This window comes from Leptospira perdikensis, from assembly GCF_004769575.1.
Lineage (GTDB): Bacteria > Spirochaetota > Leptospiria > Leptospirales > Leptospiraceae > Leptospira_A > Leptospira_A perdikensis.
The window spans coordinates 90,509-115,053 of sequence record NZ_RQGA01000013.1; the positions used below are offsets into that span (position 1 = coordinate 90,509).

Consider the following 24,545-nt stretch of genomic DNA (forward strand, 5'->3'; position numbering starts at 1 on the left):
ATAGAGTCTACTATCTGGGAGTTCGTATGCGTATCTCGTTTGTCCTAATTTTATCCTTTCTACTCACCGTTGGCCTTTTTGCTGCCGACGAAAAAAATGAACCTGTCAGCCAATCAGATTCTAAAAAGTTAAATCCGGATGGAAGCATTGCTCTCATTCCTTATAACGCCAAACAACAACAAAAGATCGAAAGAATCGGCAAAGAAATCGATGATTACCATGCAGTGATCAACGATAAGGTGAAATTCCTAAGTTTCGAAAAGAAAATCAAAGATAGCCGTTACGGTCAAGTGACGAATGCAAGGGAAATCCACCTACCATTCGAACCACGTTATGTCCTACACAGTCGCTTCGTGATGAAGTTGAAAGGTGGTGGCGGAGCAGAAGGTGGTGGATTCTCACTAGATGAAATCTCTTTCTGGTCAAGAAAATCACTCACAGAAAAAGGCAAAGACCCAGTCACTACTTACCGTGAATTAAAAAACAATACAGCTGGTGGAGTGAAAGGACTATCGCTTTCTGTTCGCACTGTGACGAATGCAGATGACAACACTCTGAGTTTTGAATTAGAGAAAATCCAAAGCCCATGGGAAAGACTTCGTTTAGCAACAGCTTACCGAGACAGACTTCGTGAAGTAGCAAGAACCATTGACAGATACATCCAAGCCAAAGGAAGTTTAGAAACCAGAGTGATTTCTGAATCCGTATTGGAAGTTTCTGTCAGCGGGGATTTTCAAGAGCCTTAATCCAGTGAGGGTGGAATGAGTCACTCCATACCACCGCAACAACCTACCAACCTTTACGAAGTCCTAGAGATTCCATTTGGTGCCACGACGGAAGAGATTAAATCCTCTTTCCGTCATCTGGTAAAACAATTCCACCCAGACAATCCCTTCACAGGTTCCTATTCCAAATTTCAAATCCTTTACTTTGCTTACCAAACCTTAACGGGAGAGGGACGAAAGTTGTATGATGAGGAATTCAAAAAAAATTACGCACGCGAATTTGTAAAACGCAAACTAGAAGAACATCCAGTAGTCCTACCTGTTTCTCGTGTTCGCTTCACAACGGGTATCCTAGAGCTCGCCAAACGTGGATTAATGAGAAAAGGATTTCGAAACAAAGATAGGCGTAAAGTAACAGGTATTGATTATGATTTGATCATTGATTTAAAAGAATCGGAGATCATTAGACCGGTCATTGCAGTCATCCCCCTCACAGTGAGGATTGTTTGTCGAGATTGTATGGGCGGCGACCCCCATTGCCCTGCATGCAGTGGACGAGGAAGTTACAAAGGTTACAAAAATCTAAAAGTAGAATTTCCTAAATCGGCACTTTTACATGGTAAGGTTTTTGAATTTGATCTCTCCAAATTTCGACCTGATTCCTTCACTCATTTTAAGAAAAAATACCTAAAGGTGAAACTCCTTGTTCATAAAAATATCCCTTTACGGGTTAAGAGTGCTGTCTAAAAAGGAAATCGATGGAAAAGATTCCCAAAGTTCTGTTTTTGACCCCCCTTTATAAGGAAAAAATCTGGGGTGGTCGAAAATTCGAAACAACACTTGGTCGAAAAATTCCAGAAGGGGCTATTGGAGAATCTTGGGAAGTTTCTGTATACGGAACTGACATTTCTCCCATTCAAAATCCAGAATTCCAAAACTTACTCCTAACAGAACTTATACGAAAAGCTCCCAAAGAAGTACTAGGTGAACCATTCTTAGAATCAGGGTTACCCTTACTTGTAAAAGTTATCGATGCCAAAGAGAAACTTTCTGTCCAAGTCCATCCTGATGATGAATACGCACTCAAATACGACCCAAAATCCAATGGCAAAAAAGAATGTTGGTATGTTTTGTACGCTGAACCTGGTGCAGAACTTGTGGTTGGATTTGAAACCGATACAACTCGCGAAGAATATTCAGCTCTCGTAAAACAAAACCTCGGAGAGACAGTTCTTAAAAAATGGAAAGTAAAAGCTGGAGATGTATTTTTATTAAACCCGGGAACCATCCACGCCATTGGAGGGGGAGTTCTACTTTTAGAAGTACAACAGTCTTCCGATTCCACCTACCGAGTGTATGATTATGGTCGTCTAGGTGACGATGGAAATCCGAGAGAACTTCATTTAGAAAAAGCATTGGCAGTTCTTAATTTCCAAAAGTCAGATAGTTCAGAAAAACAATCAAAACAACTGATCTCCTACCATCCATTCCCACGTTATCTATTTACTTCCAATGATAAATTCCGTTTGGAATCTTGGGAGTTTAACCAAGCACAAAATTTCACCTTTTCCAAGTTATGTGATCCAACTGCGTTTGGAATTTTTTATACAATTTCTGGATCTGTTTATTTTCCTGAATTTCAGAAACTTGTAGGTCCAAATGAAACATTTGTGGTCACCGCTACTGGCTTTTCAGAAACCATTTCTGCCTTTGCAGAGACAGGAACCAAACTTGCTTTTATGTCTGCAGGTTTCGACACTGTAAAATATCAATAACCTACCCTATTGACATTCTGATAAATTAAGTATAATAGTCACCAGAGAGGATTCTATGAAAAAAATATTTACCCTATTACTCGTGTTAGCATCTACATCAGTATTTGCTTTGTCTGACTTAGAGAACTTGATGATTAAAGAGGCAAATTCTCCAGAAAGTAAACAAGCGGCACGCTCTTACTTAAGTTCCATGGCAAAAGAGAAAGAAGCAAACGCAGTAAGACACGAAAAAATGGCGGGAAACAAAGGCGGAAAGGCAATCTCAGAAGCAAAGTTTAAAGAACATTGTTTGAACTTAGCAAAAGAATTCCGTGCAGAAGCAGAAGAATACAAAAAAGCGGCTGATGAATTGAAATAAATTTCGAACTCTTATTCTTTAATTGGGTAAAGGAATTCTGTCTGTTTCCCCTGGAACTTTCGGAAATTCATCTTTTGCCCATCTTTCTTTTGCTCTATCAATCGTATCCTGGTTTGTAGAAACAAAATTCCAAAATATATTTCTTTTTTCTGTTAACGGTTCCCCACCAAGTAACATCAAACGACTGTTCTGTTTAGCTTTGAATTTTACAGAGGTCCCTTTTTCAAATAACACCATAGATCCGACCGCATAAGATTCACCGTTGGATTCAATAGAACCACGAGAAACGTAAAGTCCTGCTTCTTCTTTATCAGAAAGCATCCAATCCACTTCCTCGGTGTTAAAACCAACTTCGATGTCTGCGTAAAACAAGGGTGAATGTACCGTAGCTGGTGATTCTAAACCTAGAAATCTACCACCTAACAACCGAAAGACCAATCCGTCTTTTTTAAGAACAGGCATTTCTAATTCAGAAAAATGTTCAAAACTAGGATCTATTTCTTCTTTTGCTTTTGGTAGTGCAATCCATGTCTGGATACCTTCTAAAATTTCGTATTTGGGATCAAATTTAGAACGTTCACTGTGTACGATTCCAGAACCTGCGACCATCCAATTGGTTTCGTTCGGCCGAATGTCCATTTCTACTTTCAAACTATCACGATGGGTAATCACACCATCATATAAAAATGTGATGGTAGCAAGGCCAATATGCGGATGGGCCCGAACCACCAGTTCTTGACCAGTGACTACAGGTACTGGGCCAAAATGGTCAAAAAAAACAAAGGGTCCCACCGAACGTTTTTCCATAGCAGGAAGAACGCGGCGAATGACAAAATTGTCTCCTAAATCTTTGGAATGTCCTATGAGTGAACGTGTCATTTACGTTTAGACTTACTTTTTTTGGCTTTTGGTTGGGATATTTTCTTTTTCGGACTGGCCTTCTTTTTTTGCACTTGTTTGGTGGTTCTCTTTGTAGAAGGTATTGATTCTTCTACCTTACCCACAAAAAGGCCGATGGCTTCTTTCCCTTTGGTCCAATGTGCTTTATCCCTTGCATTAAAATAAAGGATGAAGATTTTTTCTGCTTCGGAATACTTCACATCACAAGCATATACATGGCTTGCCTTCCATCCTTTTCCGGTGGGACCAAGAATTGGTGTTTGGTTGATTCGTTCAAAGTTGATACCATCTTCACTTTGTAAAAAGAGAATCGCCGAACAAGATTCCTTCCTTACTGGATTCCAAAAGATACCGTTTTGAAAACCAAGATAACGGCCTTTCCATTCAATGACTTTTAAGGAACCGGCACCCAAGTTACAAAAAGGATCCATCTCATTTGGTGTTAGTATTGGATCGGAAAAATAAGAGAAGGGTCCGAGAGGGGAAGTTGATTCTGCAACTGTAATATGTTTTGGTTCACAAAATCCACAATCAGGAATATAAACGAGTGAAGATGAAAAGTACATTCTGTACTTTTTACCAAACTTCACCAAACATGGATTACTGACAGAATCACCATACTTTGGATCTTTATGAAATGGGAATTTGGGTTCAATGACAGTTTTTGGTGCTGACCAAGTTTTTAGATCTTTGCTCGTTCGAACTTCGATTCTCGATTTCCACTTTCTATACGGGAACCAAGGCATTAAGATCTGTAGAAATTTGTATTTTTCGTAGTAGAGATAATAAGTGCCATCTTCCTGAAAGAGGAAAGGACGCATGGCATTCCAAATAATGGTTTTTCTTTTTTTCCATTGAATGCCATCTTCAGAGAGAAATTCTTGTACACCGAAAATATTGTGTGCAAAGAGATGCCAAAGACCATCAGGACAGTTTTCAGGAAATAAAAAACTCGGATCCGCCAAAATAGGCGACGGAAATCCTGGTTTTAGAATGGGATCATCTTGGTAGAGTTGCCAATAGATATTTTGTTTGTTCAATCGAAATGAATTTCCTTATTTTTCTAAGACAACTTTGAGGTTGGATAGTCCCTCTTCAAAGTCTTTTCCTATCAATTCTTGAAAATCCATAAAAAGGCAAATGATATTAGAAGGGTAAGGTATAGAACCTTCGAATCCCCAAATGACTTTCGATTTTTTTTGGTCCAAAGAAGAAACCTTCATATAACTCTTTTCTGTGGCTTCCATCGGTTCGATGAATCGAAGTTCCGTTTGCATCTCCAGGGCATCCACATTAATCATTTTGATTTCCTGTTCGCCTGTACCCACTTCTTTGTCCGAACTTTCCCAACGAGAAATAAAACCAACGGTTCCATCTTGACCGGTATAAATTTTTTTCATATTTGGATCTTTTTTGGCCCAAACACTATACTGGTCTTGGTTCTTTAACATTCGAATATATTCAAATACATCCGAAGCTGGTTTGGATATATCGATGGAACGTTCTACCTGGTATTGGGTAGGTAGAAAGAGTGCGACGATGAGTGGGATGGCGATAATGCCAATGATTCCTATGGTAATTTTTCTGCCGAGTGTCATAAGTAAAATATCCTACTGTCAGTTTTTGATTTAGTCAATTTATTTACCCGCGTGGTCGCAAATTCCAACTGAAAACAAGAAGGAAGATAGCAATCAAAGTCGACACAAGAATGGCGGATAAGGCAACATCCCAAGAATATTCTGTAGCAAGTAGTGCAAGACCCTTTCCTTGAACTGTCCGTCCCAAGGAGCCAAATAACCCAATAAATCCCGCAGCAGTTCCCACCGCTTTTTTAGAAGTGAAGTCCATTCCAGCAACACCTAACAACATAACAGGTGGATAGATAAAAAGTCCAATGAGTCCAAACAAAAGATAATCGATCCATAAAGATCCGGGAGGATTTAGAAGAATTCCTAAAAAAGCAAAAAAAATCGGAATGATACAAAGTAAACTCACCATTCCCCTACGTCCGTCAAATTTATCCGAAACCCATCCCATAAGAATGGTGGAACCAATTCCTCCAAATTCTAAAATAAAAGTAGAATACCCCCCACCCACAAGATCAGCTCCTTTGGTTTCTTTTAAATAAGTCGGGCCCCAATCGATCAAACTATACCGAATGATATAAACAAAAAAGTTAATAATCGCAAACAACCAAATGTATTTATTCATTAGGACTTGTTCAACAATCAATTGTTTGGTGGTAAGTTCTGCTTCATGATCTTCTTTTTCTTCTGGTGGAAAATCGTTTCTGTAAATTTCAACAGGAGGCAGGCCTTCTGACTGTGGTGTGTCTACAAGTCGAATGTATAAATACACAGATCCAACAAGGGCAATGACCCCCGGAACAAAAAAAGCATATTGCCAACCAAATTGCGCAGCCGAGTGAGAAGCGACCACTCCCACAAGCCCGCCTCCAATATTATGTGCAATATTCCAAAATGCAAACGTAGTACCACGTTCTCTCACTGAATACCAGTGTCCTAGAGAACGTCCACATGGTGGCCAACCCATTCCTTGCACTAAACCATTGGCTCCCCATAAAAATAGATGAATCCAATAATGATTCGCAAATCCAAATGAAAAATTCAAAATGGCGGTAAGAAACAAACCAACAGCCATAAACTTTCGCGGATTGGAACGATCGGAGAGTGCTCCCATTAGAAATTTTCCAATCCCATAAGTGATGGCAGTGACTGCGAGGATGTCACCTATATCTGCTTTCGAATAAGATAACGCTTCTCCAATTTCTTTGGATACAGGTGAGAAGTTATTTCGAGTTAAGTAATAGGTCGTATAACCGAGGAAAGTTGATTCTAAAACTCGAAACCGAAATTTCGGATAGAGCGATTGGATTTCTTTTTCCGATTTTTGAGGTATGGACGGAGCAGGAGCGAACCACCGACGAATGGTTTGTAACATAGACTAGGAAGATAGAAGTCTAAAGAGAAGGAGTCAAGTCGATTCTCATGAAAACAAATATAAGAAACGGATTTATTGATACTGTTGGGAACACCCCACTCATACGCATTCACTCGCTTAGCGAAGAAACGGGATGTGAAATTTTAGGTAAGGCTGAGTTTTTAAATCCAGGTGGGTCCGTCAAAGATAGAGCTGCTTTGTACATCATCGAGGATGCAGAAAAAAAAGGACTCTTAAAACCCGGTGGCACTGTTGTGGAAGGCACTGCTGGAAATACTGGAATTGGACTCACTCATATTTGTAATGCGAAGGGTTACAAATCAATTATTGTCATTCCAGAAACACAATCCAAAGAAAAAATCGAAATGCTACGAACGTTAGGTGCTGATGTGACCCTTGTCCCGGCGGTTCCTTATTCCGATCCAGGAAATTATGTACGAGTGTCAGAACGAATTGCTCGAGAAACACCAAACTCTGTTTGGGCAAACCAGTTTGATAACTTAGCCAACAGAAATGCTCATTTCGAAACCACTGGCCCTGAAATTTGGGAACAAACCCAAGGTAAAATTGATGTTTGGACGGCTTCCCTTGGGACGGGTGGAACTTATGCGGGAACGGGACTGTACTTCAAAGCCAAAAATCCCAAGATCAAATGTATCGTGGCGGATCCTTATGGATCGGGAATTTATTCTTTTGTCAAAACAGGGCAAATCACCATCGAAGGATCTTCCATTACCGAAGGAATTGGACAAGGTCGGATCACAAAAAATATGGAAGGGATGCCAGCGGATGACGCCATTCGTATTCACGACAAAGAAGCCCTTCGTATTTTGAATTTGGTTTTAAAACAAGATGGATTGTTTATGGGAGGCAGTGTGGGAATCAACCTGGCCGCAGCTTACCAGATTGCTAAAGATTTAGGCCCAGGTCACACCATAGTCACTGTGTTATGCGACAGTGGGGCAAAATACCAATCCAAAATTTTCAATCCTGAATTTTTGGCTTCGAAAGGTCTTATCTAAACCGGCCAATCGTTTGAATTTGTACAACCCAAGTGCAAATTGTTTCCTTACGGGTTTCGGCGCTACTCTGAAGCATTGGGACTTCTCTAAACGATTGGAACTACTTACTTGTGAGTATCGAAAACGGAAATGAAAGCCGATTACATAAGCGAAAAGGAGAATTAAATTCCATAGTAGAATCCATCCCAAATATGCAAAAATAATTTTGTTTTTTTTATCTCCCCAAATTCATTAACGTTGTAAACATTTCACAGGCAGTTACTGAACCTAACTCACAAGAGTCACTCAGTTCATGTAAAGCCAAAGTAATTTCTTCTGATTTTTTAGTTTTTAATCGATTGAGGGCACTCAATTCTAATTCCTTAGCTTTAGAAATTTGAGTTTCTTGGTTTTGGATCTTCCAAGGGTAAGGTCTTTTGTCAAAAGACAAACTATCTAAAAAAACCTGGATATCTTTTTCGATTTGCGGATATACCGATTCGTAACAAGTAATTAAAATGGTAAATCCAAACTCTTCCTCAGTAGCCGTGATATAATGTTGGACAATTGTATCTTCTTTATCTTTAAAACTTCCAAACATACCTAAAAACTTATAACCATTTTCAACATTAGGAATTTTCTGTAAGGTGAAAGATTGACGTAGATTAGTAATCAAACTAAACCGTTTAGATTCTGCATGAAAAAGAATGGGATTTAAACTAAGTTTGTTTTCCGATTCTTTAAAAAGAATCACAAGGGCCGGGATAATTTCCCTTCCCGATTCTTCTTTTAAAGCTTTGGTTTTGAAATGGTCAAACTTAGTAGTAAACCCATTGGACCTACGTTCAGTAAGAAACCATTGGGAAGGTAAGTCAAAAGAAATACAATTTGTATGAAAACAGGATCGCCAAGGAATGGATTCTGCATCTAAATTCACAGAAACTAACAATGATAAAGTTAGGTATCCGAACAGAATTCGAGAGGACTTCATACACTAAGTTCCTTTCGATTTTTAAAATGTTCGAGTGAATTTGGATTTGCGAGTGCATTTTTGTTTTTTACTTCTAGACCAGCAACTGTTTGTTTCACGGCGATTTCGACTTTTTTCCCATTGACCGTATAAGGAATTTCTGGAACAGAAAGAACAAGAGCAGGAACATGCCTTGGAGAAGTTTCTAATTTTATTTTTTCTTTAATTTTTTTGATTAGAGTTTCATCCAGTGATATACCTTCCGAAAGTGTGACAAACAAAATGACACGAACATCATCCTTATACTCTTGACCAATGATCACACTGTCTTTCACCTCAGAAATAGTGGATACAACAGAATAAATATCAGCAGTTCCAATTCTTACACCTCCAGGGTTTAACGTTGCATCGGAGCGACCATAAATAATCAAACCCTTCACAGCAGTGATGGAAGCAAAATCACCGTGACACCAAATATTATCATAGGTTTCAAAATAAGCGGATTTGTATTTAGCTCCAGAATCATCATTCCAAAAAGAAAGAGGCATTGAAGGAAATGGTGTTGGACACACGAGTTCGCCCTTCTCATTTTCCACCGACTTACCCATGTCATCAAAAACTTGTACATCCATACCTAATCCCTTACATTGAATTTGTCCTTCAAACACAGGTAAGTTGGGATTTCCTAAAGCAAAACATCCATTTAAATCTGTTCCGCCAGATATCGATGACAACTGTACGTCTTTTTTTATATTTTCATACACATAACGAAATCCGGAATTAGGAAGGGGTGAACCCGTAGAAAGGATGACTTTCAATGATGGTAACGAATATTTCAATTTGACCTGAACCTTTTCTTCTTCTAATACAGAAAGGTATTTCGCACTGGTTCCAAAAACTTGGATGGATTCTTTTTCCGCCATCGACCATAAAGTTTCCCAGGATGGATGGAATGGATTCCCGTCAAATTGGTATAGAGTCGCACCTATTGCCAAAGAAGATTGGGACCAATTCCACATCATCCAACCACAAGTTGTATAATAAAAAAATCGATTTTGTTTAGATAAATCACAGTGTAACGAAAGTTCTTTAGTGTGATTGAGTAAAACTCCTCCACCCTGAACGATACACTTGGGAAGGCCAGTAGTACCCGAAGAAAACATAATGTAAACTGGATCTGAAAAATTAATTGAAGTATAAAGTAGTTTGTCAGAAGGATCTGGTCGATTGATTTCACTGTAACGAAATGGAAATTGGATCTTACCAAAATCCTTTACGGGTTCTATAAAATCGTAGATGATTGTTTGTTTGAATTCTACACCACCAGCTTTTGCTAACTGAAGAGAAACTTCTTCCAACTTATCAACAATTGAAATTTGTTTACCTTTAAACAAATAAGACTCTACAGAAAGAAACACTTTCGGTTGGATTTGTTCAAACCGATCAAGAATCCCTCTAACACCAAAATCGGGTGATGCGCTAGACCAAATAGCACCTAACGAAGTTGTTGCCAACATTCCAATGGTAGCAATGGGTGCATTTGGTAGAAGGCCAACTACGCGGTCACCTCGTTTCACACCAAGAGTCATTAAATGTTTCTGTAATTTCAGAACTTCAGTTTTAAGTTCCGAATATTTTATCCTTTGAATTTTCCCATCTTCCGAATAAAAAACCAAAGCCAAATCGTTTGGATTTCCCACTTCCAATAAATTCTCAGCAAAATTATATAAGGCACCAGGAAACCAACGAGACTTTGAAAAATGAGTTCCGTGATCTAAGGTTCTTTCCGGTTCTTTATGTAACTTAAAACCAGAATAGGACAACCATTCTTTCCAAAACAAATCTGACTCATCCACTGAAAATTTATGGAAAGAAACATAATCAGAAAATGATTTATCAAACCGCATTTCCAGATGGCCTTGAAAACGGGAAAGGTTCGTATCTTTTGAATGAGGTGTCCACAGAATATTTTGAGTCGCCATGAAGACTGATCTTCCTGGATTTGATTTTTGAGGCAAGTATGATTGTGTAAAATGACTGGTAGAAAAAAATATCACGAAAATTCTAGGGAAAATGCTGTTCAATTCCGTTGACTATCTCTTCTTCTTTATAGCTTGTTATTCTATTTATTGGATGGCTCCTGGGAAGTTCAGAAAGTACATCCTTATTTTCTTTTCATTGGTTTTTTATGGATATTGGAGCCTTTCTTTTTTAACTCATTTCCTACTCTTCATTCTCATCACACATTTTTTTGTTTTAGCTATCCTCAAAACCAAAAAGAAAATCTTTCTCATCTTGGGTGTAGTCATCAACTTACTGAATCTTTGTTTCTTTAAGTACATTCTAACTTACTTACAATTCTTAAGTAAGGAAGGAGAGATCTCCATTCCGCTCATTCAATCGTTAAGTGAATTTGCTCTCCCATTAGCCATTAGTTTTTATACCTTTCAAATGATTGCGTATCTTGTGGATGCTTGGCATGGAAAATTTAACGAATCTCCTTTTTTAAACTTTTTGCTTTTTATTTTATTTTTCCCACAACTCATTGCGGGCCCCATTATGCGCCATGATGATTTTTATGAACAAATTGATCATGCCAAACTCAATTGGGATTTTGTTCACCGAGGAATTCTGCACATTCTTTCCGGAATCATTAAAAAAGTTTTAATCGCAGATCAAATCGCAAAGTCCATCAATCCAGTGTTTGCTGACCCATCTGGATATGATGGTTTGAGTATCTTTCTTTCCACTATGGCTTTTTCGTTACAAGTATACGGTGACTTTTCAGGATATACGGATATTGCACGTGGATCTGCCTTTCTCCTAGGATATGAAATTCCCGAAAACTTCCGATCCCCATTTCTCTCTGTTAGTTTTTCCGAATTTTGGTCTAGATGGCACATTACATTATCAACCTGGATTAGAGATTATTTATACATTCCGTTAGGTGGCAATAGAGTATCCGAATCTAGATTTATGTTCAACACTGTAACAGTAATGGCATTGGCTGGATTATGGCATGGAAATACTTATACATTTTTTATCTGGGGATTTTTACATGGAGTCTTTTTAGCAATTGAACGTTTCGCTTTTGGTAAATTAAACCGAAAAGATATGAACAATAAACAAAAGATCTTTGGGTTTATTTATGTATTTATTGGATTTAATTTGGTTAGTCCTTTTTTTCGATTAGATTCCTTACAAGGAATTTATAAATTCTGGTCTGCGTCCACCTCCACGGCAAAAAATTTTATTTATAAACCAGACTTTTGGTTACTCATCGTTGCTTGTTACCTGTTTCAATTTGTGGAATATAAAAATTATTTTAAAGAAAAACTGCAACCGTACACACATTGGTTAGTTCCTATTTTTACTATCCTCGTATTTTTTGCTTTAGTCAAAATTGAGAACCCTGTGGAAACATTTATCTATTTCCAATTCTGAGAGAAATCATGAACCAAAAACGTATTTATTTTTACCCATTTTTCATCATTTTTACGGTTTTTCTAATCGATAAGTTGGTTTGTATACCTGAACTCAGAGAAGCTGGCCGAAGAGCATATAAATCCGGACAAAATGTACTCGTTGGTCTACCTAAAGTTTGGGAAGAAGATAAAAAATTTCAATCAGAGAACACAAAAGTTGCCGTTGTTACAGGGACATCTCGATCCGATATTTTCCATGAATGGGAAAATATTCCGGTAAACAAATCTACATATGAAAATCCAGTTTATTTTGAAACAAGATCCTCTATTAAAGCTTCCGAATATTTTTTATTTTATCTAATGATTCAGTCGATGACAAAATCTGGGTTTAAACCAGATGTTTTGTTCTTAGAATTCTCCGAAGAGATGTTAAATGAAAATAATGTCTATTCTTACAAATCCAAATGGCAAGAGTTAATGTTACATGAGGATGAATTAATAGATATTTATCCAACTTTTAATTTTAAGTTCCAAAGAGAGATTTTAACTAAGTTATTATTTGTTTCTTACAATTATCACTTTAGCCCGACACAAGGGGTTTCTAATTGGATCAAAGGTAAAACCGCCAACGATGATACATACTTCATTGCTCTTGCATCTTATCTAAACAAAAAAAGACCCTTTGATCCTAAAAATGCAGGAATCGAATTAGATCGTTTTACACCGGAAGATTACAAAGCTCGTATCGTTGACTATAGTGAATCCCAACGAGAACTTCTACTCACCAAATATACTTTTTCTGAAACCGAATATGGATTTTTGAAAAAAATCATCCAACATGCAGAAGAACACAATATTCCCACCGTACTTTGGGAACCACAAATCCATCCGTATTACAGCCAACTTAGAAAATCGATTACCGGTGGGAATTTATTTGAAACTTTAGGCCGACCGTTGGTTGATCCAAATTCAAAAAATATTCGTCTAATCTCTTTGAATGAAGGGAATACCAACTGTAAAACTTTCGTGGATAGCAGCCATGTTTCCCCTCTTTGTGTTCCAGAAATTGCAGATAAGTTATTGCAAACGGCAAAGGAAATTCCAAACTTTAAGTAATCTTATGAAGTTAGATCGAAAAAAACTCAAATTTGGGAGGCAAGTTTTTCTATTTAGCTTTGTATTTCTATTTTCCGCTAATTTTATGTACCAACGTATCGTTGACAACGAGGTCAATTGTGGACTCATTGGTTCCCCTGAAAGTGGTTGCCCATATGCTTTTTTGGATCATGCCTTAGGTGTTAATTCTGGTCATGATTTGAATGAAGAAGGGGAACATACTGACCATGTTTGTTTTTCTTGCCCATGTAATTTGATTGTATCTTGCTCTTGGGATTTATATCTGTCCCATATTCTCATCCAACTCCATAAAGTTTATATCCACCAACCTGAACTTCTAATTCCACAACTTGTTTTTGTAAATAGTTTCTTCCGCCCACCCAAACATAACCTTACTTAGTTGATTCGCAATTGTATTGCGTCGCCACTTTGGAGGTTTTATGAATTTTTATTTTTTCCCCATACAACGGAAATTACTTCTTTGTTGTTTGGTTTATATCTATGTTATCGTTCTACCAATCCAACCGGAATCGAATGATTCTTTCGGAGGTAGTTGTCAAAAATACAATTCTATCCAGGAACTCAGCCACTGCATCGTGAGCAGACATCCTGAATATCGAATTGAAGAAATCAAACTGAAGGAAATATCAGGAAGAAAAAAAGTAGCTTCTTACTATTTCCCTTCTAACCCAGTTTTTAATGGTTATATGGCAGCAAGGAAAGGGGATACATCATCACCCTCTTTTCTTTCAGGACCTAATGCTGCAAATAACTTTCAGGTAATGGTCAACCAAGAAATTTTTACTAATGGAAAACGAGAAATTGCAATACAAATCGCAGATGAAGAATTTAAAGCACAAGTTTTTCGCCTAGAATCTGTAAGGCGAATCTTAGAATTTGACGTTTTAAAAAAACTAACTCGGTATCGTTACCTACATCTGGAAGAAGAAAATAGTTTTAATAGTTTAAATCTTGTAAAAGAACTAAAAAAAGTATCCAAAGCAAGAGTAAACGAAGGTCTCTCACCTGGTATAGACGAATCCTTATCAGAATCAGAAGAAATCAGGATTTTTAAAATCTGGAACCAAATCCATCGGTTATCAGAAAATGCAAAATCAGAATTAGAAGTATTACTTGGTTTCCCTATAGAAAAAGAAACAGTCAAAATCCAACATTGGATTTTGCCAAAAGACTTACCTAAAGAAAAATCGGATTTAATCCAAATGGCGATGCAGATGCGGCCAGAACTATCGTTATCAGAAAAGGAAATTGAATTATCCCTTCTTCGCCAAAACGAAGTGAGACGTCAAAAAATCCCGAACGTAACTTTAGGTGGCTTCGCACAGAATGATGGATTCAATGAAAGAGTTGTTGGAGGTTTGGTCACTTTCCCTATGACAGTTTGGAGAGATTATGAAGGCGAAACAATCATTGCTTCTTCTCAAATTGACAATTCCAAAGAACTAAAAGAGTCGGTTTCCAGAAATATCAAACAAGAAGTTTTGTTTGCGCTGACTAACTATCTCACTCTTTCAGATGAAATTCAACTATATGATACACAAAAAATGGATCGAGCTGAATTGGATTTAAAAAATCTACAGGAAGCAATTCGATTCGGAAAAATCAAAATCATAGATGCCATCAACCATCAAAGAATTCTGTTACAAACGAAATTAAATTACCTGAACACAAAAACCGAATTTGAGTTATCTCAAATTGAACTCGTTCGTGTTCTCGGTCTACCTAGCGACTCATTAGGAGTCAAACCATGAAAAAACAAACTATCATTCTACTTATTTCTGTCTTATTCATTTTGTTCTCCTTCTATTTATGGAAATCTCGAGAGACCAACCCTAATTTAGAAAACAAAAAAGAATCCAAAGACATAGTCAAATTGTTGGCAGAAACCCGAAAAAATCTCTTGATAGAAACAGAAATTGCCACAACACAAACCATCCAAACAAAAATAGAACTGATTGGTGAAACAGAAGCAGTTCCCGATGCAATTATTGATGTACCTGCAAGGATTTCGGGACGAATCACCTCTGTCTTTTTTGTAGAAGGGGATTCGATCAAAAAAGGTCAAAAACTGGCATCGATTGATTCTCCTGAACTAGCAAAACTTAGATCCCTTTATCTAGGAGCAAAATCTAAATACATTGCTTCTGAACAAAACTTAAGTAGAATTCATTCTCTTGTGAAAATGAATTTGGCCGCAAAACAAGAGCTAATTGATGCAGAGTCAAATTTAAAAGTGATTGAATCAGAAAAAAACGCAGCTGAAGAAAATTTACGTGCCAATGGTTTACCCATTGATAACTCGACATCCGGTGTGTACACTGTCTTTGCTCCAAGGTCAGGACTTGCTCTTTCTAGAAATGCGATCCCCGGTTCTATCGTTTTAGGAAATCAAATCCTAACAACAATCGCAGAGCTTTCTCAATTCTGGTTCCAGGCAAAAATTTTTGAAAACGATTTGAAACATCTCTCAGAAGGAGATCGCGGTAGAATCGTTTTAAATGCTTATCCTGATTTAGAATTCGAAGGAGTTTTAGAACATATCGGAGAAAAAGTGGATCCTGAATCTAGAACTGTACATGCAAGAATTGTTTTTAAAAATAAAAACCGCAAAGCAAAGATTGGATTGTTTGGAAAGGCCATCCTGACTGTAAACGATAGAATGGGAATTCAAATTCCCGAAGAAACAATTCAATCTTACCAAGATCGAAAGTTTATTTTTATAGAATTTAAACCAAATGAATTCAAGTGGAAGGAAATCACAACTGGTAGCGTAGCTGATAATAAAGTAGAAGTCCTATCTGGTGTGACACAAGGAGATAATATTGTAACCAAAGGAGCCTTTGAACTGAAAGCAATTCTCTTCAAAGCAACCTTTGGGGGAGAATAATATGGAGTTTTTAACAAAAATTGTCCAAGTTTCTCTTCAAAACCGATTGTTAGTGATTATATCAACAGCATTACTTGTGTTTGGTGGATTTTATTCACTAACTCATCTTAAAATGGATGCAGTCCCTGACATTACCAATGTCCAAGTGCAAGTAATCACAACATCCCCTGCCCTCTCTACTTTAGAGATCGAACAATACATCACTTTACCTGTAGAAAGAGCCATAACAGGAATTCCAAATTTAATTGAAGTTCGCTCCGTTTCTCGCTACGGATTTTCTTTAGTAACGGCAGTATTTGCAGATGGAACTGATTTATGGAAAAGTAGACAACTTGTTAGTGAAAGACTAACGGAAGCCTCAGAAAACATTCCTGCTATTTTTGGAAAACCGGTGATTGGGCCGATCACAACAGGGCTTGGCGAAGTTTTCCAATTTACCTTAGAAAGTGAATTCCATAACCAAATGGAACTCACAACTTATTTGAATTGGTACATCAACCCAGCTTTAAAAACCGTTCCAGGGATTGTGGAAGTCAATAGTTTTGGTGGGAAAACAAAACAATACCAAGTAATCGTTGATCCGTTTAAAGCCGCCGCACTCGGTTTATCTCTAAACCAAATCGTCACAGCCGTCCAATCGAACAACCTTTCTACGGGAAGTGGGTATATTGAAAGGGCCGGCGAACAATTGATTGTTGGGAGTGATGGATTACTTAAATCCATTTCTGATTTTGAAAAAATCCAAGTAGGCAAAATGGGAGATGGGTTTCCCATATATTTAAGTAGTATTGCAAAAATTATAGAAGGTCCAAGGTTACGAAAAGGAGCCGCCACAGCAGCAGGAAAGTCTGAGGTTGTTGGGGCTGTAACACTTATGTTACTCGGTGAAAATTCTCTGGAAGTAACAACGGCCGTAAAGGAAAAAATTACTCAAATTGAGAAGACACTTCCGACAGGAATGAAAATCAAACCTTATTATGATCGATCGATTATGGTAAAAAATACTTTAAATACAATTATTTGGAATTTATCGGAAGGTGCAATCCTTGTCATCATCATCCTATTTTTAATGATTGGGGATTTTCGCTCAGGATTAGTCATTGCTTCGGTCATTCCCCTTGCAATGTTATTTGCCATCAGCCTTATGTTTTTGCGAGACCTTCCTGCAAACTTAATGTCGATGGGAGCTATTGATTTTGGACTGATTGTAGATGGAGCAGTGATTCTTATCGAAAACTCACACAGACGATTAGGACTCAAACGAAAAGAATTAAAAAGAGATCTTACTGACAAGGAACAAAAAGAAACCATCTTATCTGCAACGATTGAAGTTCGTAAAGCTACCATTTACGGAGAAATCATTATCGGAATTGTTTATATCCCGATCCTTACCTTAAGTGGAACGGAAGGAAAGATGTTCATTCCGATGGCAACCACTGTACTCTTTGCGTTACTTGGTGCTTTCATCTTGACCTTGACACTCATTCCGGTTCTTGCATCTTATTTTTTAAAAGGGGGACATGTCGGAGAAGGAGAAACGAAATTTTTCCAAAAAATTCACAATTGGTATACGCCAAAACTAGACTATTGTCTCAGCGAATCAAAGAAGGTGACCTATTCTACAATCGGTATCCTTCTGCTTTCGATTCTTTTATTCTTTCGATTGGGGGGAGAATTCCTCCCCAAATTAGATGAAGGGAACCTTCTAATTGAAATTAGTCGGTATCCATCAACAACTTTGACAGAATCTATTTTGTCTTCTATGAAAATAGAAAAAACCATTCTAGAAGAAATTCCAGAAATCACAGAGGTGGTTTCAAGAACGGGTTCTCCTGAGTTAGCCATTGAACCTATGGGTGTCGAAAAAACAGATATGTATTTGGATATGAAACCAAGGTCGGACTGGAGTTTATCCAAAGGAGAAATTGAATCTAAATTACAAGAGATCATTGAAAGAGTGGCACCACACGTTGCTTATGGACTTTCCCAGCCGATTGAAATGCGAAACAATGAAATTATGGCAGGAATCCGTGCCGATGTGGGTATCAAAGTATTTGGTGATGACCTAACAAAACTAAAATCAATGGCAGAAGAGATAACATCCAAAATCAAAAATATCCCTGGTGTTGTGGATCTACGTATTGAACAATTGTATGGACTCGAATACTTACGTATCAAACCAAATAGAGAAAAATTAGCAAGATATGATCAGTCCATTGTAGATATCAATCGTGTGACAGAATCCATTTCTTCCGGTGTTCCCGCAGGTATTGTTTATGAAGGAATGAAACGATTTGAAATTGTTGTAAAAACAGAAATAGATCAGAAACCCGAACCCATCAAAAACATTCCGGTCAGAGTAGGAAAAAACACCTTTGCACCGTTACACGAATTATCAGAAATACAAATTGAGGATGGACCAGTTCAAATTTACCATCAAAACCAAAATAGGTATGCATTGGTTCAATTTAATATTCGTGGAAGTGATATGGTCAGTACAGTAAACTCAGTACAAAATGTTTTGGAAAAAGAAATCAATTTTCCACCAGGTTATCATTACATTACGGGAGGTGAATTTGAAAAATTTGAATCCGCTACAAAAACACTTTATGTTGTTGTACCGATTACACTATTGATTATTTTTCTAATCCTCTATTTTGCATTTAATGAAATATCATCGGCAATCATCATCTTTCTGAATGTACCCTTTGCCATTACTGGAGGGATTTTCGCCTTGTATTTCCGGAATCTACCATTTAGTATTTCTGCTGGCGTAGGTTTCATTGCACTCTTTGGAATTGCAGTTCTCAATGGGCTTGTGCTCATCAGTTTTATTAGAAGTTTGGAACAATCGGGAAAGAGAAAAGAAGAAGCGGTGAAAGAAGCCGCTTTATCCAGACTTCGCCCCGTCCTTACAACGGCCCTCCTTGCATCCATTGGATTTATCCCTATGGCAATCAGCACATCACCCGGAGCGGAAGTCCAAAGACCTCTCGCTACGGTTGTGATTGGAGGGTTGGTATCAGCGAGTGCTCTTACCCTTTTTGTACTCCCTCTCGTCTATTTGAAGTTTGCTGCAAAAAAGTCCTTCATACTTTCAAAAGACTCGTAGTCAGCTTTTTTATTATACGCAAGGCCAGGAAGACCTCGATCTTCTGCGCCTGGTCTTGTAAACCCGTGAACAGCTCCCGGATGAGAAACAAAACTCACCGGAGCCTTTGCATCCGTAATGGTTTTAACAAATGTTTCAACCGAAGTTTTTGGAACAAATGGATCATCTGCACCATGGTGGACTAAAACTTTAGTTTTCATTTTTTTTACACCCGATGCCAGGTTTTTACTGGCCAAAAAGCCGTGGAAAGAAACCACTCCCCCTTTTAAATCAGCACCATCTAATGCAAGTTCAATGACACCGCCACCACCAAAACAGTAACCAATGGCTCCAATTTTACTTACATCTACATTGGGATTTGATTTTAAAATATCAAGAGCCTTGTAGATCTTTTTCAAAAGAATTTTAGAATCTCCATTGGCACTCGATAATTTCCCAGCTTCCACATGGTCTTTTGCAAGAATTCCTTTTCCATAAACATCCATAACAAAAGCAACATAACCTAAGTCGGCAAGTTGTTTCGCCCGCTGTTTAGGATAGTCATTTAGTCCCCACCATTCATGGATCACTAGAATACCTGGACGTTTTCCTGTGAGAGAAGAATCAGTAGCGAGAAATCCTTCATAGGTTTTCCCATCCAATTTGTACTCCACTGCAGTTCCCGTAACTGTAGATTTTACAGGAAGCTGCGCCGTTGGTACGCTCGCACATTGTATCGCAAAAACGAGCGTGAGAATAGAAATGAGTTGTTTCATAGGTCTCCTGTTCTGCCGAAAAAACGAAAGATTCGTTCTTTCTACAGAGATCGATTTAGAATTCTAAATTGAAATCGGAAAAAAGAAACCTTAATTTCGTAAAATAGAGAACAGATTGATACCGATCAAAAATGAATACCTTTGTTCTTTTTTGTTAACAAGGACTAGAGAATCAGAAAAAGGAAACCGATCGGTTCACCAAAAAACAAAGTTTCAATTTTTTTTGTTATACGATTTTTTTTAATCGCCTCACATTGATAAAATCCATCTTCTAATCCAAAAGGAATTTATATGATCCAAAGTAACTACTTTCAAACCAACGAAGATTTAAAGGAACATTTTTACGAATTGATTGATTGGAATGAAATTGTTCCTCTCTATGAAAATAATTTTTCCGATTCTAAACTCTATACTGAGAACAATAACCCTAGATTAGAATATGCGCCATCTAATGTAGATGAGGCGAAATCCTTTTATGAAGAAATTCTAAAATCTTGCGGTGAAATTAGTGGGATTTATGTGTCCCAAGTTGCGGCAACAGTCGATGCCAAAGGTCTTAAATTTGATAATGGAAATGTAATCCACCCACAAGAAATGGTGGATGTTATTAAAATGTACCATGACGCAGGTTTAGGTCCTGTTGCTTTCAAAAGAAAATATGGTGGATTGGGAGCGCCAAGTATCATCAAAGCAATCATTGCTGAATTAATGTATAGGTCCGATAGTTCCATAACCATAGCAGTGGGAAGTATGGGTCTTGCTGCAATTTTAGAAGCCTGTGCAACAGACGAAATGAAAGAAGAATGGATACCTAAATTAATTTCAGGAAACTATACGGTCACCATGGGACTTTCAGAACCAGACTTTGGATCTGATTTGCCGAGCGTCACCACCAAAGCAACCAAGGCCAATGATAAGTGGTATCTTACTGGAACTAAACGATTTCAAACGGTAGCTTGTGGTATCAACGGAAGCCCTGGCATTACGCTCACACTAGCAAGAACGGGAACTCAAGAAAGTGGAGCAAGAGGTTTATCTTTTTTCATTGTCGAGAACAAAGATTACGCAGTGCAAGGGATTGAAAAGAAACTAGGAATCAAAGCCTCCGCCACTTGTGAAACTGTTTTTGAAAATAGCGAAGGTTATCTAGTAGGAAAAGAAGGTTTCGGACTTGTGAAGTACGTAATGGGTATGCTCAATGGAGCACGTCTCAGCGTATCTTCGCAAGGAACAGGCATTGTAACTGCAGCATATGAAGAAGCAATCAAATATGCAAAAGAAAGAATTCAATTTGGAAAACCGATTTATGAAATTCCTGCAGTACGTCGTATGTTGGATCGAATGGAAAGGGAACTCGCAGGTATGCGGTGCCTTATGGTAGAGGCTGCTTATTCCGTTGATAAATACTATTGGTATGAAGACGGTAGAACTGTCACACCAGAAGATTCCAAAACTGGCAAATTTTGGGAAAAAGTCGCAAACACACTCACCCCCATATCAAAATACTATAATTCAGAAATGTGTAATGACCTAGTTTATGACGGATTACAAGTATTAGGTGGCGCAGGATATACAGAAGATTATGATCTTTCGAGGCTTTACCGAGATGCAAGAATCACCAATATCTATGACGGAACCACACAAATCCAAGTGAATGCAGCCATTGGAGGAATTACTTCTGGAATGAGTCCTACTGGAACTTTCCGAGCTTACTTAGACCATTTGGCAAAAGGATCCGAATCCAATTCTAAATTACAAGAAATTAGAACTCTATTTGAATCTATTGTAGAAACTTACAAATCTATTGGAGACCAACAAACAAAAGAAACATATAGTTTTGAAGTGGTAGAATCAGCAGCTAGAGTTGTAGTCGGTTACTTAATGGAAAGAGCAAAAAACAAATCTACCAAAAGAAAAGAACTACGAACGCAGTGGTGTAAAGGATTTCATACCGATAGTTTAGCAATCCTTTCTGCAAATAAAATAAAACTCTCATAAAATTCTAAAAAAAAGGGCCCTCAATCACTTGAGGACCCATTAGAAAGGAAAGGGACGAACCTCCCACAATGCGTAAGTGGGAAGTTCAGATAATTCAGGTTAAATGCTTGTAACGGATTTCTCTTCTATAGGCAAAGAAATCTGAAAACTAGGTTGTTGAATCAAAGTCTTTGGTTCCAAATATTTCTTTTTGTTTCCCATTAATTTTCCGGCAAAAGAATCCGGGAAAGAATAAGCAATGATTCGTTTCCATACAGATGCAAACTGTTTTACGAAACTACCTGTGTTGTAGTGTTGACCATACTTGGCACAGATTTCTTTCAAACGAGGTGCTACTTCACGGTAACGTTTTGCAGGCATCCCAGGAAACATATGGTGTTCTATTTGGTGACTTAAGTGACCAGTCATCGTGTAGAAAAAATTACTGCCATCTAAGTTAGAAGAACCTTTGAGTTGTCTCAAATACCACTCTGCTTTTGATTCACCAGTGATGTCGTCTACAGAAAAGGATTCCGCATTTTCAGTAAAATGGCCGCAGAAAATTACTGCATAAGTCCAAAGATTTCTAATTAAATTAGCAATCAGGTTTCCTAAAATGATTTTTGGAAAATTCAAACCAGCAAGAAGTGGAAAGAAAATATAATCCTTAACAAGTTGTAATTCAATTTTCTTAAAGAACACTGCCTTGTAATCTTTTAATGTTTTTTTCTTTCTTTGTTTTTTGGGAATTTCCATATATTCCACACGATACCCGTGGGCCCCAACTCCCCACTGAAAGTTCATTGCAAGGAACAAATTTGTAAAAGGTTGCGTTAGGTGAACGGGTTTCCATTTTTGCCCTTCTGTCAAACGTGTGAAATTATACCCATAATCATGATCTTTATTTAAAACATTTGTATATGTATGGTGCATATAATTATGATAAAACTTCCATTGGTGAGCATCACTCACAATGTCCCATTCAAAAGTTCTTGAATTGAATCGGGGGTCGTTCATCCAATCATACTGTCCATGCAGAACATTATGACCAAGTTCCATATTGTTTATGATTTTGGATGTAGCTAGCAACAAGGTGCCAGCGACAAAAGTAATTGGTTCAAAACTAAAATGAAGGAGGCCACGACCAATTATTTCTGTATATCGATAAGTTTTATAAATAAATCGAATATGATCTGCATCTTCTTTTCCGACCTTGGACATCACTTCTTCACGAAGGGTTTCTACTTCTTTTCCAAAGGATTCAATTTCTTCTTTGTTTAATTTTTTGCTAATCGTTCTCATCTTTTTTTCCTATGATTATTTCTTTTAATTCTCATTCACCAATTTAGGTATTTAGGTTTCAAATCTCTAGAGTTCCAATTCCAAATTTGATTCAGCCCTAGAGACACAAATTTGGATGTTCTCTTCACCTAACTCAGACATTTCGCCTTTTGCTAAATCTGTAACAGAACCTACTGTTTTTTTACAAACACAAGTATGACAGATTCCCATTCGGCACCCACTTTGAGGATAAATTCCTTGGTCTTCCAATTCTTCTAAAAGAGATCGTTCCCCTTTCACTTGAATTGTCTTGTGACTAAGAGATAAAAACACATCCACAGTTCCCGTTTTTTTCACTTGTAAAGAAGTTTGTCCAGGTAACATAAACAACTCTGACTTTACTTCATTCCCTTCCAGAAGAGAAAGAGCTTTGGTTTGCATGGGTGCTGGTCCACAAACATAAACAGAATAGGATTTTAAATCTTTTGTATATTTTTGTAAAATTTCTTTGGTTAAAAATCCGGAATCATATCCCTCTTTGGACACTTCCGAAAAAATATAACGAATTTCTAACCAACCAGTTTGTTTTGCAATTTCTTCTAAGGAAGAACGTAAGATGATATCTTCGAAAGACCTAACAAAGTATAGGAGGGTGGCTTTGCCATTAAATTTCAAAGATTGTAGTTGTTTGAGAATGGAATGGATCGGAGTAATTCCGCTACCACCTGCTAAAAACAAAAACTTAGAAGGTAAAGTTTTAGGAAGAACAAACTCTCCTTGAGCTTCTCCCAATTCCAACAAATCACCCTTTTTGATATTCTGATTGATAAAGTTTGATACAAGACCACCTTTTTGACGTTTAACGGTGATACTTAAATGTTTTTCTCCGGGAACAGAAGACAAAGAATAAAACCTTGTCACTCGTCTTCCCGCAATTTCTACAGTGACTGGAACATGTTGTCCTGATCGAAACCCTTTCCACAACCAGTTCGGTTTCAAAACCAAAGTCTTTGTATCATCCGTTTCTTCCCTGACTGCAACAACTCGAGCTTTGATTGCCGTTACCGAAAACCTGGGATTGATCTCCCCCAATAGAAAATCAGCCCATTGTTTGGGTTGGAGAGAACTCAGGAATTCCTTGGGTTCATTGTAGATAAAAGGAAATGTTTTCATTTTCGCCTCGTATTTCGCATTTAAGTGAACACTCGTTCACAGAGATATTTAATAGTGTTAATTTACGTTGTTAGCTATGTCAACCCTAAAAAGAGGTTTTTGTCCTTG

General features: G+C 37.7%; 21 protein-coding genes. 12 read left to right on the forward strand and 9 right to left on the reverse strand.

All coding sequences use genetic code 11. The features are described from left to right. The first annotated feature begins 26 nt into the window (after positions 1-26). From EHQ49_RS11370 to EHQ49_RS11385, 4 genes are read left to right on the forward strand one after another with little or no spacing between them, the layout of a single operon-like run. Positions 27-746 carry an LIC_12936 family protein gene (locus EHQ49_RS11370; RefSeq protein WP_135579472.1) on the forward strand — a complete coding sequence of 240 codons (720 nt, stop codon included), beginning with the start codon at positions 27-29 and terminating at the stop codon, positions 744-746. A gap of 15 nt (positions 747-761) precedes the next feature. Beyond that, the gene (locus tag EHQ49_RS11375) at positions 762-1,472 is read left to right on the forward strand and encodes a J domain-containing protein (RefSeq protein ID WP_135579474.1); all 711 of its coding nucleotides are present in this window, start codon (positions 762-764) and stop codon (positions 1,470-1,472) included. A gap of 11 nt (positions 1,473-1,483) precedes the next feature. Beyond that, positions 1,484-2,500 carry a type I phosphomannose isomerase catalytic subunit gene (locus EHQ49_RS11380; protein WP_135579476.1) on the forward strand — a complete coding sequence of 339 codons (1,017 nt, stop codon included), beginning with the start codon at positions 1,484-1,486 and terminating at the stop codon, positions 2,498-2,500. A gap of 55 nt (positions 2,501-2,555) precedes the next feature. Further along, positions 2,556-2,858 (forward strand): LIC_10421 family protein, encoded by a 303-nt coding sequence (locus EHQ49_RS11385; protein ID WP_244241458.1) that lies wholly within the window; start codon positions 2,556-2,558, stop codon positions 2,856-2,858. An 18-nt stretch (positions 2,859-2,876) separates the two neighbouring features. On the opposite strand, the gene EHQ49_RS11390 is transcribed toward EHQ49_RS11385, so the two are convergent. Genes EHQ49_RS11390 through EHQ49_RS11405 form a run of 4 tightly spaced genes read right to left on the reverse strand, consistent with a single transcriptional unit; the run spans position 2,877 to position 6,719 of the window. Further along, positions 2,877-3,737 (reverse strand): pirin family protein, encoded by an 861-nt coding sequence (locus EHQ49_RS11390; RefSeq protein ID WP_135579478.1) that lies wholly within the window; start codon positions 3,735-3,737, stop codon positions 2,877-2,879. Then, positions 3,734-4,798 (reverse strand): glycoside hydrolase family protein, encoded by a 1,065-nt coding sequence (locus tag EHQ49_RS11395; protein WP_135579480.1) that lies wholly within the window; start codon positions 4,796-4,798, stop codon positions 3,734-3,736. Before EHQ49_RS11395 ends, EHQ49_RS11390 begins: the two co-directional genes overlap by 4 nt. Before the next feature lie 15 nt (positions 4,799-4,813). Further along, positions 4,814-5,356, reverse strand: coding sequence for an SRPBCC family protein (locus EHQ49_RS11400; RefSeq protein ID WP_135579482.1), 543 nt, complete (start codon positions 5,354-5,356; stop codon positions 4,814-4,816). A 43-nt stretch (positions 5,357-5,399) separates the two neighbouring features. Beyond that, complete coding sequence (locus EHQ49_RS11405) at positions 5,400-6,719, reverse strand: MFS transporter (RefSeq protein WP_135579484.1); 1,320 nt, start codon at positions 6,717-6,719, stop codon at positions 5,400-5,402. A gap of 47 nt (positions 6,720-6,766) precedes the next feature. On the opposite strand from EHQ49_RS11405, the gene EHQ49_RS11410 reads away from it, so the two are divergent. Continuing rightward, the gene (locus EHQ49_RS11410) at positions 6,767-7,741 is read left to right on the forward strand and encodes a cysteine synthase A (RefSeq protein WP_135579486.1); all 975 of its coding nucleotides are present in this window, start codon (positions 6,767-6,769) and stop codon (positions 7,739-7,741) included. 214 nt (positions 7,742-7,955) lie between these two features. On the opposite strand, the gene EHQ49_RS11415 is transcribed toward EHQ49_RS11410, so the two are convergent. Both EHQ49_RS11415 and EHQ49_RS11420 read right to left on the reverse strand, forming a co-directional pair. Further along, the gene (locus EHQ49_RS11415) at positions 7,956-8,711 is read right to left on the reverse strand and encodes a hypothetical protein (protein WP_135579488.1); all 756 of its coding nucleotides are present in this window, start codon (positions 8,709-8,711) and stop codon (positions 7,956-7,958) included. Further along, positions 8,708-10,672 (reverse strand): acetoacetate--CoA ligase, encoded by a 1,965-nt coding sequence (locus tag EHQ49_RS11420; RefSeq protein WP_135579490.1) that lies wholly within the window; start codon positions 10,670-10,672, stop codon positions 8,708-8,710. Before EHQ49_RS11420 ends, EHQ49_RS11415 begins: the two co-directional genes overlap by 4 nt. A gap of 91 nt (positions 10,673-10,763) precedes the next feature. On the opposite strand from EHQ49_RS11420, the gene EHQ49_RS11425 reads away from it, so the two are divergent. Genes EHQ49_RS11425 through EHQ49_RS11450 form a run of 6 tightly spaced genes read left to right on the forward strand, consistent with a single transcriptional unit; the run spans position 10,764 to position 19,251 of the window. Further along, positions 10,764-12,134 carry an MBOAT family O-acyltransferase gene (locus EHQ49_RS11425; RefSeq protein WP_135579492.1) on the forward strand — a complete coding sequence of 457 codons (1,371 nt, stop codon included), beginning with the start codon at positions 10,764-10,766 and terminating at the stop codon, positions 12,132-12,134. Positions 12,135-12,142: 8 nt separating this feature from the next. Then, on the forward strand, positions 12,143-13,231 hold the full coding sequence (locus tag EHQ49_RS11430; protein WP_135579494.1) for a DUF1574 family protein: 1,089 nt from the start codon (positions 12,143-12,145) through the stop codon (positions 13,229-13,231). 4 nt (positions 13,232-13,235) lie between these two features. Further along, a complete protein-coding gene (locus EHQ49_RS11435) occupies positions 13,236-13,631 on the forward strand; it encodes a hypothetical protein (protein ID WP_167483006.1) in 396 nt (131 codons plus the stop codon). A gap of 40 nt (positions 13,632-13,671) precedes the next feature. Then, positions 13,672-15,003, forward strand: a complete 1,332-nt coding sequence (locus tag EHQ49_RS11440) for a TolC family protein (protein WP_135579496.1) — start codon at positions 13,672-13,674, stop codon at positions 15,001-15,003. Then, entirely contained in the window at positions 15,000-16,139 is a 1,140-nt protein-coding gene (locus EHQ49_RS11445) for an efflux RND transporter periplasmic adaptor subunit (RefSeq protein ID WP_135579498.1), read from the forward strand. The genes EHQ49_RS11440 and EHQ49_RS11445 overlap by 4 nt, the downstream gene beginning before the upstream one ends. A 1-nt stretch (position 16,140) precedes the next feature. Next, the gene (locus tag EHQ49_RS11450; RefSeq protein WP_135579500.1) at positions 16,141-19,251 is read left to right on the forward strand and encodes an efflux RND transporter permease subunit; all 3,111 of its coding nucleotides are present in this window, start codon (positions 16,141-16,143) and stop codon (positions 19,249-19,251) included. On the opposite strand, the gene EHQ49_RS11455 is transcribed toward EHQ49_RS11450, so the two are convergent. After that, positions 19,200-20,006, reverse strand: coding sequence for a dienelactone hydrolase family protein (locus tag EHQ49_RS11455; protein ID WP_135579502.1), 807 nt, complete (start codon positions 20,004-20,006; stop codon positions 19,200-19,202). The two genes, EHQ49_RS11450 and EHQ49_RS11455, sit on opposite strands and share 52 nt — an antisense overlap. A 291-nt stretch (positions 20,007-20,297) precedes the next feature. Here EHQ49_RS11455 and EHQ49_RS11460 point away from each other — a divergent pair, with 291 nt between their 5' ends. Continuing rightward, complete coding sequence (locus EHQ49_RS11460; protein WP_135579504.1) at positions 20,298-22,004, forward strand: acyl-CoA dehydrogenase family protein; 1,707 nt, start codon at positions 20,298-20,300, stop codon at positions 22,002-22,004. 99 nt (positions 22,005-22,103) lie between these two features. On the opposite strand, the gene EHQ49_RS11465 is transcribed toward EHQ49_RS11460, so the two are convergent. Both EHQ49_RS11465 and EHQ49_RS11470 read right to left on the reverse strand, forming a co-directional pair. Continuing rightward, positions 22,104-23,285 carry a fatty acid desaturase family protein gene (locus EHQ49_RS11465; protein ID WP_135579506.1) on the reverse strand — a complete coding sequence of 394 codons (1,182 nt, stop codon included), beginning with the start codon at positions 23,283-23,285 and terminating at the stop codon, positions 22,104-22,106. Between the two features lie 66 nt (positions 23,286-23,351). Continuing rightward, positions 23,352-24,437: a ferredoxin reductase gene (locus tag EHQ49_RS11470; RefSeq protein WP_135579511.1), complete on the reverse strand. Its 1,086-nt coding sequence runs from the start codon at positions 24,435-24,437 to the stop codon at positions 23,352-23,354. Positions 24,438-24,545: the final 108 nt, after the last annotated feature.